The 14,541-nt window shown below is 26.6% G+C and carries 12 protein-coding genes; all 12 read left to right on the top strand.

What is annotated here, in order from left to right; genetic code table 4:
- Nucleotides 1-262 precede the first annotated feature (262 nt).
- The 12 genes from mnmA to secA all read left to right on the top strand — a co-directional run bounded on the left by mnmA (nt 263) and on the right by secA (nt 14,270).
- Nucleotides 263-1,378 carry a tRNA 2-thiouridine(34) synthase MnmA gene (gene mnmA / locus GE118_RS03090; protein WP_158763974.1) on the top strand — a complete coding sequence of 372 codons (1,116 nt, stop codon included), beginning with the start codon at nt 263-265 and terminating at the stop codon, nt 1,376-1,378.
- Between the two features lie 9 nt (nt 1,379-1,387).
- Nucleotides 1,388-4,012, top strand: coding sequence for an alanine--tRNA ligase (gene alaS, locus GE118_RS03085; RefSeq protein ID WP_158763973.1), 2,625 nt, complete (start codon nt 1,388-1,390; stop codon nt 4,010-4,012).
- The gene (ruvX, locus tag GE118_RS03080; protein ID WP_158763972.1) at nt 4,000-4,434 is read left to right on the top strand and encodes a Holliday junction resolvase RuvX; all 435 of its coding nucleotides are present in this window, start codon (nt 4,000-4,002) and stop codon (nt 4,432-4,434) included. Before alaS ends, ruvX begins: the two co-directional genes overlap by 13 nt.
- Nucleotides 4,434-5,180, top strand: coding sequence for a BC85_0335 family putative methyltransferase (locus GE118_RS03075; protein ID WP_158763971.1), 747 nt, complete (start codon nt 4,434-4,436; stop codon nt 5,178-5,180). Before ruvX ends, GE118_RS03075 begins: the two co-directional genes overlap by 1 nt.
- Before the next feature lie 8 nt (nt 5,181-5,188).
- Nucleotides 5,189-5,671, top strand: a complete 483-nt coding sequence (greA, locus tag GE118_RS03070) for a transcription elongation factor GreA (RefSeq protein WP_158763970.1) — start codon at nt 5,189-5,191, stop codon at nt 5,669-5,671.
- A 49-nt stretch (nt 5,672-5,720) separates the two neighbouring features.
- Complete coding sequence (locus GE118_RS03065) at nt 5,721-6,371, top strand: deoxynucleoside kinase (RefSeq protein WP_158763969.1); 651 nt, start codon at nt 5,721-5,723, stop codon at nt 6,369-6,371.
- 69 nt (nt 6,372-6,440) lie between these two features.
- Nucleotides 6,441-7,103 carry a deoxynucleoside kinase gene (locus tag GE118_RS03060; protein ID WP_158763968.1) on the top strand — a complete coding sequence of 221 codons (663 nt, stop codon included), beginning with the start codon at nt 6,441-6,443 and terminating at the stop codon, nt 7,101-7,103.
- Nucleotides 7,104-7,112: 9 nt separating this feature from the next.
- A complete protein-coding gene (locus tag GE118_RS03055) occupies nt 7,113-7,769 on the top strand; it encodes a deoxynucleoside kinase (RefSeq protein ID WP_158763967.1) in 657 nt (218 codons plus the stop codon).
- A 2-nt stretch (nt 7,770-7,771) separates the two neighbouring features.
- A complete protein-coding gene (gene hpt / locus GE118_RS03050; RefSeq protein WP_158763966.1) occupies nt 7,772-8,317 on the top strand; it encodes a hypoxanthine phosphoribosyltransferase in 546 nt (181 codons plus the stop codon).
- On the top strand, nt 8,298-9,233 hold the full coding sequence (locus GE118_RS03045; RefSeq protein ID WP_158763965.1) for an ABC transporter ATP-binding protein: 936 nt from the start codon (nt 8,298-8,300) through the stop codon (nt 9,231-9,233). The genes hpt and GE118_RS03045 overlap by 20 nt, the downstream gene beginning before the upstream one ends.
- A complete protein-coding gene (locus GE118_RS03040) occupies nt 9,233-10,435 on the top strand; it encodes an ABC transporter permease (protein WP_158763964.1) in 1,203 nt (400 codons plus the stop codon). The genes GE118_RS03045 and GE118_RS03040 overlap by 1 nt, the downstream gene beginning before the upstream one ends.
- 82 nt (nt 10,436-10,517) lie before the next feature.
- Complete coding sequence (secA, locus tag GE118_RS03035) at nt 10,518-14,270, top strand: preprotein translocase subunit SecA (protein ID WP_233262746.1); 3,753 nt, start codon at nt 10,518-10,520, stop codon at nt 14,268-14,270.
- Nucleotides 14,271-14,541 lie beyond the last annotated feature (271 nt).

Below are 14,541 nucleotides of genomic sequence, written 5' to 3'. Positions count from 1 at the left end.
AATAACTAATAAATACACTTGATATAAAAATGTTTAATTTAGCAAAATTAAGATTTGATTTTAATTTATCTTGCATTTTTTAAACTATAAAAATAATATTTTTTACTTTAAAAAATGCTATTTATAGAAGTTAAAAACATATCTAAAATCATTAAAATTTATTTAATAAATTTCTTAATTGAAAATTTAACGATTATTTAAAAGACTATATAATTAAAATATTATTTATATATCATATTTTATTAATGTTTAAAGGAGTTAAATGAAAAAAAGAGTAGTTATAGGAATGTCTGGTGGTGTTGATTCTTCAGTTGCTGCATACTTATTACAACAACAAGGATATGAAGTTGTTGGATTATTTATGCGTAATTGAGATTCTATTGTAAATAATGATGTTTTAGGAAATCAAAATATTTCTCAAGATATATGTCCTCAAGAACAAGATTACAATGATGCATTAATGGTGGCTAAGAAATTAAATATCCCATTAGAAAGAGTTGATTTTGTTAAAGAATACTGAGACAATGTATTTGAAAACTTTATTGAAGAATATAAAAAAGGTCGTACTCCTAATCCTGATATTTTATGTAATAAATACATTAAATTCAATGCATTTGCTAAATATGCTTTTAATGAATTAAAAGCTGATTATATTGCAATGGGGCATTATGCAAATGTTAAAGATGGACATTTATATCGTGCTAAGGATCAAAATAAAGATCAAACTTATTTTCTTGCACAATTAACTCATGAGCAGTTAGAAAAAGTAATTATGCCTTTAGCAGAATTAACTAAACCAGAAATTAGACAAATTGCACAAGATTTAGGCTTAATAACAGCTGATAAAAAAGATTCAACAGGAATTTGTTTCATTGGAGAAAGAAACTTTACTCAATTTTTACAAAATTATATTCCTGCTCAAGATGGAGATATTGTAGATATTATTACTAACAAAGTAGTGGGAAGACATATTGGATGTTTTTATTACACAATTGGTCAAAGAAAAGGATTAAACCTTGGTGGAATGAAAGAACCATATTATGTTTGTGGTCATGATGTAAAACAAAATATTTTATACGTAGCACCATTATCAAGAATGGATTTCTTAGAATCAAACAATCTTATAGCAAGTAATTTAAATTTAAACAATACTAATTATGATATAAATAATTTAACTGCTAAATTTAGATACAGACAACAAGATATTAAAGTGTCTGTAGAATTATTAGACAATAATATGATTCGAATTTATTATCCTTCAAAAGCTCAAGCAGTAACCCCTGGACAACAAGTTGTTTTATATGATGGAGATAAATGTATCGGTGGAGCTATTATTGAAGAAATTTATATGGATGATCAAAAATTAACTTATATTTAAGGAGAAACAATGAACTCAAAAGAAATTAGACAGAAGTGATTGAACTTTTTTGAAAAAAATGGACATTTTATTGTTCCTTCAAAAAGTTTAGTACCTCAAAATGACCCTTCATTATTATGAATTAACTCAGGAGTAGCAACTTTAAAAGATTACTTCTCAGGTAAAAAAATACCACCTTCAAGAAGATTAACTAACTCTCAAAAAGCAATTAGAACTAATGATATTGAAAATGTAGGTATCACTGCAAGACACCATACCTTTTTTGAAATGTTAGGTAATTTCTCAATTGGAGATTATTTCAAAAAAGAAGCTATTGAATTTGCTTATGATTTTTTAGTTAATGAGCTTAAATTAGATAAAGAAAAATTATATTTTACTTACTATAAAGACGATTTAGAAACTAAGCAATATTGAATGGATAAAGGTTTTGATGAAAGCCATATGATTCCAGGAGATAAAGATACTAACTTTTGAGAAGTTGGTTCTGGACCTTGTGGCCCTAATACCGAAATCTTTTATGATCGTGGCCAAAAGTATGACTCTAGAGGTATAGAATTATTGCAAAATGATATCGAAAATGATCGTTATATCGAAATTTGAAACATTGTTTTTTCAACATATAACTCTGATGGTGAAGGTAATTATACTGAGTTAAAACAAAAAAATATCGATACTGGTGCTGGATTAGAAAGAATTGTTTCTATTATGCAAGATGCTCCAACTAACTTTGATACTGATTTATTTTTACCAATAATTCACGAAATTGAAAAATACACAGATTATAGATATGATATTCAAAACTACTTTACCAACGAAGCTGAACAAAAAGAAATTAACTCAGCTTTTAAAGTTATTTCAGATCATATGAGAACTGTAGTTAATGCTATAGCTGATGGTGCAAAACCTTCAAACGTTGGTAGAGGATATATTTTAAGAAGATTAATTCGTAGAAGTGTTTATAAAGCAATGCAATTAAAAATCAATGAACTATTTTTACATAAATTAGTTGATGTTGTTAAAGCTTCATTACCTTTTGAATATGAAACAAGTAATATTATTAAATTAATTAAAGATGAAGAAATCATCTTTTCAAGAACTATTGAAAATGGTAAAGAATTACTTGAAAATTACTTAAACGATGATATTAAAGTATTTCCTGGAGATGTAGCTTTTAAATTATTTGAAACTTATGGTTTCCCTGTTGAATTAACTTCTGAAATTCTTGCAAGCAAAGACATTACTATTGATTATCAAGCTTTTGAAGAAGCAAAAGAAAAACACGCAAATGCAAGTAGAAATTCTAAATTATCAGGGATGGATAAAGTTATTAACTCTTTAGCTATTATTAAATCTAAAGTTGATCAATTTGTTGGTTATGAAACTACTGAAACAAATAGTAAAATCTTATACCTTTTAGATACTGAAAGTGAAATAGAATACTCAAAAAATATTAGTTATGTAGTATTAGACCACACTCCATTTTATGCAACTAGCGGAGGTCAAAAACACGATCGTGGATTTATGGTACAAAATGATCATAAAATTCAAATTTTAGATGTGTTTAAAGATAAATGAGGAAATCACATTCATAAAGTTGAAGGAAAAATTAACAAACATGATCCTGTTGAATGTTTTGTTGATTTAGACATTAGATTAGGTCTTGAACGTAATCACTCAGGAACACACTTATTATTCTGTGCTTTAAGAAATATTTTAGGTGATCATATTAAACAATTAGGTAGTGATAATAATGAAGAAAGATTGACATTTGATCTTCCTGCAGACACTAAACCTACTGATCAAGAAATCAAAGAAATTGAAAATCTTGTGCGTAGTTATATTGCTAAAGACGCTAAAAGAGAATATAAACAAATGACTACTGATGAAGCTAAAGCTATGGGTGCAATTATGACCTTAGAAGAAGCTGAATATATGAATCCTCAAGCAGTAAGAATTGTTCATTTTGATGGAATTACTGCAGATTTATGTGGGGGTACTCACTTAAGCAATACCGCTAAATTAGAAAACTTTAAAATCGTTAATGTTGAGAAAAAAGCTGCAGGAGTTTATAGAATTAAAGCTATTTCTTCTAATGCTTTAGTTGATGAATACTTAGAAAATGAAGTTAATAATTTAATTACTGAAATTAATAAAGATATTGCTAAAAATGAAAAATTAGATCCTAAATATAATTTCGATCTTAATATTCCTAGCGATTATGAACAAGCAATTGATTATTTAAAAGAAGCTATTGTACAAGTTAAAAACGATAATAAACAAATCAATAAAAATATCAACAATAATTTCGAGTTTGATTATGAAGCTGCAAAAGCTCAAGAAATTAACAATGTTAAAGTTTATATCAATCAAGATTTAGATCCAAAACATATTAAAGTTGTTGCCTCTACTTTAAGAGAAATGCACAATGATTGATTAATTATTGCTTTAAGTAATAATGAAAATCCAATGATGGTGGTTGCTTCTAAGCAATATAATTCAAATGAAATTGCTCAAAAATTATTTAAAGAGTTTAATGGTAAAGGTGGAGGAAATGCTATTTTATCAATGGGTAAATTAAATCAAAAACCTAGTGATATTAAAGCTGTTATTAACCAAATCTTATGCGAAAATTAGGTTTAGATTTAGGTACCAAAACTTGTGGTTTTGCAATTACTGATGAAAGCGAAATCATTGCTAGTGCTTTAGAAAACTATAGAATTGAAGAAAATGATTTTGATGCAGTAATTAAAAGAGTTAAATTTTATTTAGATCAATACCCTAATAAAATTGATGGAATAGTTTTAGGTCATCCAGTTAGAGTTAACGGTACTAAAAGTGAGCGTACTGTGATGGTTGAAGATTTTAAACTAATGCTTGAAGCAAACTTTAATCTTCCGGTTTTACTAGTAAATGAACAATTTACTAGTAAAAAAGCTCATCAAGTAATGATTGATGCTGGTTTAACTAGAAAAAAACGAAAACAACATAAGGATAAATTAGCTGCTTTAATTATTCTTCAAGAATATTTAGAATACTATAAAAATAGGTGAAATTAATGGAACAATTTATTATTAATATTTATGCAGAAGCTCAAAAAGCAAGTGCATTAAGTTCAACCACTAGAACCTGATTAATTGTCTCTGCTATAGTTGTATTTGTTATAGCAATATCATTTTATATTGGAGTAGTTATTTGAAGTAAAAAACTTAGAAAGAAAATGAACCTCCAAGCTCAAAAAGAAGCAATGATACAAATTGAAAACATTCGAAATGATGTAGGTGTTTTACCATTAGAAATTCAAGATTATCTTAAAGCTAAAGATAATTTATATGATATCGAAGGTGCGATTAACACTGTTTATCGAAATAATTATCAAAATGTTTTAGTTTTAGCAAAAGATCATTTATTTTCTTTTGCTAGCATTTCATCTAAAACAAAAAATCCAATTTTTTACGATATTAATGATTTAGATTATCAAACTTTTAGTAAAATACAATTAGAATTTGCTTCTGAATTTTCTAATGTGGTTAAAGCTTACCAAGATCAAGAGTTAGATCTAGTAATAGCATATAGTTGCAATATGCTACCAAGTGAAATTTATGATAAATACTTTCCAAAGTTAATTAACAATGGAATGATGATCATTAAATATGATAAAAAGCATAAAAAAGATTTTAATGCTTTAGCAATGAATTTACAAGCAGCTAATTTAGATTATGAATTTAATTATTTTGGAACTAAATTCTTATTTATTGCTAAACGCACAAAAACAGAAGTTGCTAATAATCAAAACAACAAATAAGGAGTATTATGGCAAAACAAGAAGAAAGAGATTTTATTTATTTATCAAAAGATACTTATGATAAATATAAATTAGAATACGAACATTTAGTAAATGTTGAACGTCCTGCTGTGCAAGCAGCTTTAAAAGAAGCTAGAGCACAAGGGGACCTTTCAGAAAACGCTGAATACGATGCAGCTAGAGATAAACAATCTGTAGTTGAAGGTCGTATTAGTGAGCTTGAAAAAATTATTGATCAAGCAATTATTATTGAACAAGGATCTCATGATGCAGTTGGTATTGGTAGTGTGGTTACATTTATCAATGTTGAAACTAAAGTAACTACTACTGTAAAAATTATGGGTACTCATGACTCTAATCCATTTGAAGGAAAAGTGTCAAACAAAAGCCCATTAGCAGTAGCGATGTTAGGTCATGAAGTAGGTGATATTATCGAGGTTGAAGCACCTAAAAAATTCTCAATCGAAATACTTAGTGTTAAAGAATCATAAAAAAGTCGAAAAATCGACTTTTTTAAATTAATAAATTAGAAGGAGTACAATGTTAATTGGAATATCAGGAATGGTAAGTAGTGGAAAAAGCACCTTATCAAATAAATTATTTAATCATTTTAAAAATTCATTATTATTAAAGGAATTTGACGAAGATAAAGATGGAGTTTTTCATACTTTATTAGATATAAAATTTAAAAATCAAGGTAATTCAAGCATCAACTTTAGTTTTGAAGCTTATATTTTGGAAAACCATTTAAACTGCTTGGATAAATTGTTAAATCAATTTGACCAAGAAAAAAATAAATATATATTTTTAGATCGTTTTAGTTTAGAACATGGAATTTTTGCGTTAACTGATTTTATGTTTCAAAAGTTTCCTAAGCGTTCTTTTGAAGCTTACAAAGCAATGAGTAAAATAATGGTAGAACCTAGACACTTACCAGAATTAATTATTTATTTAGATGTATCATTTGATACTTTTAAACAAAGAATTTTCAATCGTCAAAGAGATTCAGAAGTAGAAAACTGAAACTTAAATGAACCATATTTCAGACTATTATTTGATAATTATAAAAAACACTTTTTAGACTTGCTAAAAAATGCTAATATTAACTATATAGTTATAGATACAAATGATCTTAATGAAGATCAAGTATTTGAAGTTGCAAAAGAAGCTATCTTGCAATTTCAAAAATAAATCCAAAATATTAAAAGCATAATTTAATTATGTTTTTAATATTTTTTTAAAACAATTTAAAGGAGAAATATGCTTATTGGAATATCAGGAATGATTAGTAGTGGTAAAAGTGAATTATCAAAAAAACTAATTAAACACTATGGAAAAAACGCTTTATTATTACAAGAATTTTCAAAAGAAGATGAAGTGTTTAATACAATGTTAAGATGACTTTATGAAAGAAAACCTAACTTTGACATTACTTTTCAAACATACATTTTAGAATACCATTTAGCTCTTGTTGAGCAAATTAGAAATAAATTTATTAAAAAAGGCTTAAATGAACAATCTGATTTTTTATTTTTAGATCGTTTTGCTGCTGAGCACTATATTTTTGCTTCAGTTAATTTAGATCATTGTGATCAAAAAATTAAAGAAGCATATGATTTATTATTTGATAAATTAGTAACTAAGGATGATATTCCTGAGTATGCGATCTTTTTAGATGTAGATTTTGAACATTTTCAACAGCGTTTATTCAAGCGTGGTAGAGAAGTTGAAATTCAAGGATGAGAAGCAAATAAAAAATACTTTAAAAAACTTCTAAGTGTTTATAAAGATGTGTTTATTAAAATTGCTAATAAATACCAATTTAAATATGAAGTAATAGATACAAATAATTTAACTGAACAAGAAGTATTTAAAATTGCTTTAGAAAAAATTGAACAATATAAAGCTTCAAAACAAAATTAAGGATATATTATGTTAATTGGAATTTCAGGGATGATTAGTAGTGGCAAAAGTGTTTTATCTAAAAAACTTACAAAACACTACAATAAGAATGCACTTTTATTACAAGAATTTGCTAAAGAAGATGAAGTCTTTAACACAATGTTAAGATGACTTTATGAACGAAAACCAAACTTTGATTTAACTTTTGAAACATATATCCTTGAATATCATTTATCAATAGTTAATCAAATTAAAAAGAAATTTATTAAAAGAAATATGAATCACGATCAAGATTTTATTTTTATTGATCGTTATGCTGCAGAACACTATATTTTTGCTGCAGTTAATTTAGAAAAATGTGATCCAAGAATTTTTCAAGCATATAAATTGTTATATGATACTTTGATTACTAAAGATGATATTCCTGAGTATGCAATCTTTTTGGATGTAGATTTTGAACATTTTCAACAGCGTTTATTCAAGCGTGGTAGAGAAGTTGAAATTCAAGGATGAGAAAACAATAAACAATATTTTGCAAAATTACTCAAAGTTTATAAAAAATTATTTATTGACTTAGCTAATAAATATGGTATAAAATATGAAATTATTGATACCAATAATTTAACTGAACAAGAAGTATTTAATATAGCTTTAGAAAAAATTGAACAATACAAAAAAACGAGGTAATTATGACAGAACACAAAAAAGTAAAAAAAATATTATTTGATCAAAAGTTCATTGAAGAAAAAATCAAAGAATGTGCTAATTGAGTTAATGAAACTTACAAAGATTCAGAAGGATTAATACTTGTAGGTTTATTAAAAGGTTCAATTCCTTTTTTAGCTCAATTAATTAAAGATGTAGAAGTAGATCACTCATTAGATTTTATTACTGCAAGTAGTTATGCAGGAAGCCATGCAACTAGTGGTAGTGTAAAAATTATTATGGATATGGCTCAAGATATTGAAAATAAAGATGTTTTAATTATTGAAGACATTATTGATAGTGGTATAACCTTATCTAAAATTAAAGATATGTTACTAAGTAGAAAACCAAAAAGCTTTAGAATTTTAAGTTTAATGGACAAACCTTTTAACCGTAAAGTTGATTTACAACCTGATAAATATGGTTTTTTAGTACCAGATGAATTTTTAGTAGGATTTGGTTTAGATTATAAAGAGGAATTAAGAAACCTACCATTTATAGGGGTTTTTGATGAAAAATACATTAAATAACGAATTAGCTGTAGAAATTAAAGATTTATCTAAAAGTTTCAAAGATAATCAAGCTTTAAATAATTTAAGTTTTAAAGTTTATAAAGGTCAATTATTTGGTTTTTTAGGTTTAAATGGTGCAGGTAAATCTACTACTTTAAATATTGTTTTAGGTTTATTATCTAAAGATAGTGGAACTATTTGAATCAATGGTGAAAATGCTGAAAATAATACTAAATTAATTCGAAGTCAAATTGGAATAGTATTTCAAGAATCATTGTTAGATCATTCACTAACTGTGAAAGAAAACTTAATGATTCGTGCATCAATGTACCAAGAAAACTTTAAAGGTCAAAAAATTAAAGACATTGTTGAAGCAATTATTAAAGAGTTTCAATTAGAAGAAATTGCTAATCGTGCTTATGGAAAGCTTAGTGGTGGTCAAAGACGTAGAGTTGATATCGCTAGAGCTTTAGTTCATAAACCATCAATTTTATTCCTAGATGAACCTACTACAGGATTAGACCCCGGATCTAGAAAATTAGTTTGAGATATCTTATATAAAATTCAAAAAGAGCGTAAATTAACCATTATTCTAACAACTCACTATATGGAAGAAGCTAACAATTGTGAATATGCTATTATTATCCAAAAAGGAGTTAAACTCCAAGAAGGTACTCCTTCAGAGTTAAAAAGAAAATTTGCTACTACTACAGTTAAAATTTATGCACCCAAGGATGAATTCATTGAACAAAAAACATTAGAATTTAATGGAGAATTTCAATATACTGAAGGATTTTATTTAATTGAGTTTATTGGTTATCAACAAGCATTAGATTTCTTTAGAGAAATTAATCATAAATATGATGATTTTGAGTTTATTAAAGGAACTATGGATCAAGTATTTTTAAACGTTACTAAAGGAGCAAGAAAATAATGATTCAATTAAATTATTTATTCCAAAGAAATCTTAAGATTTTCTTAAGAGACAAAAAGCGTATCTTTTTTACCTTTATGTCTCCTATTATTGTCCTTTTAATGTTTTTATTATTTGCTAAAAACCTTTATAAAGAACAATTAACTCCATTATTTTTTACAAAAAATAATATTACTAATGAAATAATTGATCAAGTTTTAGCAAAAAATCAAGTTTGATTCAATGAAAATAAATATCAATTTTTCAATATTATTTTTAAACATCCTGAGCTATATAAAAACATTATTGATACAAATAACTTAGAAATACCACCAATTTTTCAAAATAACCAAGAATTAAATACTTTTTTAAATGATCATCCTGCTTTTAAAATAGCTGCTAGCGATCATAATATTTTTAGCGTTTTATATTTCAAATATAGAGAAATATTAGCTGTAGAACCAAATGAATTTACTATTAAACAAATTTATCAACAATTTAATGATGGAGCTATTAAAAAAGCAATAAATGATTCTCAAGCAATTATTCAAAATAAATATGCTGATTTATTTTTAATTACAGGATTAGTAACTGTAACTACTTTAACTAACTCAATTTCTTTATGTTCAGTTATGGTTAGTGATGCAGAAAATAAAGTGTTAAATGATTTATTTATCACACCTATTAAAACCTCAATTATTAGAGTTAGTTATCTAATTTTTAACATTATTATTAACATTGTTATTTGTTTATTAATTTTTGGTATTGGACTAATTTGAATGGCTATTGATAAAACATTTATCTTAAGCTTTAAAGACATTATGCTTCTTATTTTAAGTTTAATTATTGGATGTATTTTAAATTCTGCTATTTTTACCTTTATTTTAAGCTTCATTAAATCTAGTGGTGCATTTAGTGCATTTAGTGCTGGATTATCTGCAATTGCAGGATTTTTAATTGGTGCATTTATCCCGTTAAGTATAATGCCAAATGCTATAAGACAAATCTTAAGCATTTTACCTTCAACTCAAGTTGGTAATTTATCTAAATTAATTATTATTAATGATATTTCGCTATTTAAACAAACTCCTGTATCTAATGGAATTACTTTATTTGGTCAATCATTAACTCAAGAATGACAAGTATTAATTTACATTTTAGTATGAACTAGTGTTGTCTTAATTTTAAATTTTGCAATTAATTTAAAAAAGAAAAGAAAATAATTTTATTTTTTTAAAAATAGGAGTACAATCTCCTATTTTTTTAATACTTAAATCACTATAAAAAAGTATAATAGAGATTAATATGAATAAATTAAGAAAATTAATGAATTTCAAATCAACCGAAATGCGTGTAGCTGAAAAAGCTTTAAAAAAAATTAATAAATTAGAGAAAATTGTTTCAAAGTTTAGTGATCAACAATTGAAAGATAGTACTACATATTTTAAAGAATTAATTGCTCAAGGGCATACCTTAGAGCAAATTCGTGAAGATGTTTTTGCTGTTGCTAGAGAAGCTACTAAAAGAGTTTTAGGTAAAAGACCTTATGATGTTCAAATGCTTGGTGGTTTATTATTAGATCTTGGATCAGTTGCAGAAATGAAAACTGGTGAAGGTAAAACCATTACATCAATTGCCCCTGTTTATTTAAATGCACTTTTAGGTAAAGGTGCTATTGTTTCAACAGTTAATGAATATTTATCTGAGCGTGATGCTGAAGAAATGGGTCAAGTATTTAACTTTTTAGGTTTAACTGTTGGAGTTAATAAAGCACAAATGGATCCATATAATAAACGTTTAGCTTATGCTGCAGATATTACTTATTCTGTTCATTCAGAGCTAGGTTTTGATTACTTAAGAGATAATATGGTGCAAAATCCTAGTGAAAAAGTTCAAAGAGGATTACAATTTTGTTTAATTGATGAAGTAGATTCAATTTTAATCGATGAAGCTAAAACCCCTTTAATTATTTCTGGTGGAGAACAAGAAGATGTTTCAAGTTATTTTGCTGCAGATCAATTTGTTAGAACTTTAGGACCTGAAGATTATTTAATTGATGATGAATCTAAAGCAATTACTTTAACTCATGCAGGGATAGCTAAAGCTAATCATTTTTATAAATTTAATAGTTTATATGATATTGAAAACTCTGAAACAGTACATTTAATTCAAAATGCTTTAAGAGCTCATAAAGTAATGAAAATTGATGTTGAATACATTGTTAGAGAAGGAAAAATCGAATTAGTTGATGCTTTTACTGGTCGTATTATGGATGGAAGAAGTTACTCAGAAGGACTTCAACAAGCTATCCAAGCTAAAGAAATGGTAGAAGTAGAACCTGAAACTAAAACCTTAGCAACCATTACATATCAAAACTTTTTTAGAATGTTTAAAAAGCTTTGTGGAATGACTGGAACTGGTAAAACTGAAGAGCAAGAATTTATTGACATTTACAATATGAGAGTTAATGTTGTTCCCACAAATAAACCTGTAGTTAGAGTTGATGAACCTGATTCAGTATTTCCTACTTATGAAGATAAATGAAATGCAGTTGCTGATAAAATTGCAGAATTATATCAAAAAGGACAACCAGTACTTGTAGGAACTGCTCAAATTGAAGATTCAGAAATTATTCACCGTATTTTATTAAACAGAGGTATCCCTCATACTGTTTTAAATGCTAAACAAAATGCTTCAGAAGCTGAAATTATTTCTCAAGCAGGACAAGTTAAAGCTGTTACTATAGCTACTAATATGGCCGGAAGAGGAACAGATATCAAACCTAGTGAAGAAGCAATTAAACTTGGTGGATTATATGTTTTAGGAACTGATAAAGCTGAATCTAGAAGAATCGATAACCAATTACGTGGTCGTAGTGGAAGACAAGGTGATGTTGGAACCAGTAAGTTTTTTGTTTCAATTGATGATCAATTAATGCAAAGATTTTCAAATTATGAAGCCAATAAACAAATGTATGCTGCAGATAAAGGTAAAGAAATCACCAATAAACAATTAAGATTCTTCTTTAATCAAGCTCAAAAGAAAATTGAAGGATTTAACTATGATTCTCGTAAATCAGTTTTAAATTATGATGATGTTATTAGACAACAAAGAGACTTAATTTATTCACAAAGAGACTTAATTCTTGAAAGTACTAATGTTGATTATATTGTTCAAAGAATGATCTCATCTTCTGCTAGATCTATAGTTCGTAGTGGTGAATATTACTTACATAATAAAGTTTATAACTATGAAGCATTAGTAGATTTTTTAAACCAAAACATAGGTAATTTAGTAGGATTTGAATTTCATTTAAATGAAATCAATAAAATTCATGAAGCTGATTTACCAGAATATATTTCTAATGTTATTATTACAGTGTATTCTCATTGATATGAAAACGCTATCAATAATGGTTCAATTGATGAAGTTGAAATATTACAAAAACGTGTTATTTTACAAACTTTAGATGAAAAATGACAAAAACACATTAATAAAATGGACAAATTGCGTTCAAATGTTAATTTAGTTCAATATTCACAAAAAAACCCTTATCAAATTTATACTGATGAAGGTACTAAAATGTTTGAAAGAATGTTAGATAGTATCGCTTATGGTGTTATGCTTAGAATCTTTAGTAATAGAATGGGTAAAAAATCTCTCATTACTAAAGAAATCAGAGCTGATCAATTATTTAACCAAATTCTTTCATCATACCAATTTGATCCTACTTTACCATTAGAAGAACAAGAACAATCATTATTAGATTTATATAACTCAATTAAACGTAGAATGAACGAAATTGAGCAAGAAACTCAAGCAGAATTAGACAATAATTCTAATGCTGAAGCTCAAATAGAAGAAACTTTAAATAATACAATAACTAATGAAGCTGTAGAAGAGTTACCATTAAATAACGAGTCAAATAATGATGCTATTTACAATGATCAAATAGATCAACAAATCATTGAAAATCAAGAACATAAAGAAAATAGCACTAATGATACTGAGTTATTATGAGATGAATCTCAAGAATTACATACCTACACACCTTTAGATCAAGTTACAAGTATGTTTAACAGAATTATTCAAAGTGTTATTCAACCTACTCCAGTAGAAAATCAAGCAACTAGTGAAACTACACAACCAATTGAAGAAGTTACTAACAAACAAACAAATGCACCAGCAGAAAATACTCAAACAATAATAGATGAAGCTAAAGAAATTAACGAAACAGTAGAAAATGAAGTATCTAGTGAAACTACACAACCAATTGAAGAAGTTACTAACAAACAAACAAATGCACCAGTAGAAAACACCCAAACAGCAAATGAAACCAAAGAAATTAATGAAATATTAGAAAATGAAGCTTCAATTACTGAAGATAATAATGTAGATAATCAAGTATTAGATGTTGTAGAATCAACAGAAATAATTGAAAAACCTGTTGCTAAAAAACGTGGAAGACCTAAGAAATCAATTACTAAAGAGCAAGACTTAAAACAGGAAGAAGCAAAAACTGAAGAGGTAGTAAAAGAAGATAAACAAAAAGAAGTTATTATTGAACCTCAAGAACCAATTAAGGCAGTTGCTAAAAAACGTGGAAGACCTAAAAAACAAGAAACTACAAATGAAACCAAAGTGGTAGAATCAACTACAGAAGTTATAGAAGAACAAAATGATCAAGAAAAAGTTGTTGTTCTAACTTCTAAAAAACGTGGAAGACCAAAGAAAAAATTAGAAGTTGAAGCACAAGAAAAAGCTGTTGAAATTAAAGATAATACAACCATTGAAAAAGAAGCACTAAAAGAAGAAAAACAAAAAGAAGTTGTTGCTGAGTCTCAAGAACCAATTAAACCCGCTCCTAAAAAACGTGGAAGACCTAAAAAACAAGTGACAAATGATCTTGTTGTTGAATCAACACCTAAAAATAAAACAACTAAAAAATCTAGCTCTAAAACTTCTAAAGATAAAAAAGTAGAAGAAATTAAAGAAGATAATCATACTCTATCTGCTCCTAAAAAGCGTGGAAGACCTAAGAAAAAACTTGATATTTAATTAAATTGATATATAATAACAACAATGAGCCGACATCAAAGTAAGCTTTATTGTCGAATAAGCCTTTAAATAGGCTTTTTTTTATTACTTTAAAAATAAAGTAATAAAATATGTTTAAGTTAAAGGAGAATAAATGAATTTTCTTAAAAAATATAATCATGATTTCAAAATTGGTTTAAATTTATTAATCATTGTAGTAATAATTTTAAGCTTAACTCCTGAGTTTCCAAGTTTTAACAAAAAACGATAAAAAGAGCATTTTATTGCTCTT

Origin of the sequence: Mycoplasma sp. NEAQ87857 (assembly GCF_009792315.1) — a bacterium.
Classification (GTDB): domain Bacteria; phylum Bacillota_I; class Bacilli_A; order Mycoplasmatales; family Metamycoplasmataceae; genus Mycoplasmopsis.
This window is presented reverse-complemented; position numbering and strand designations above follow the sequence as displayed.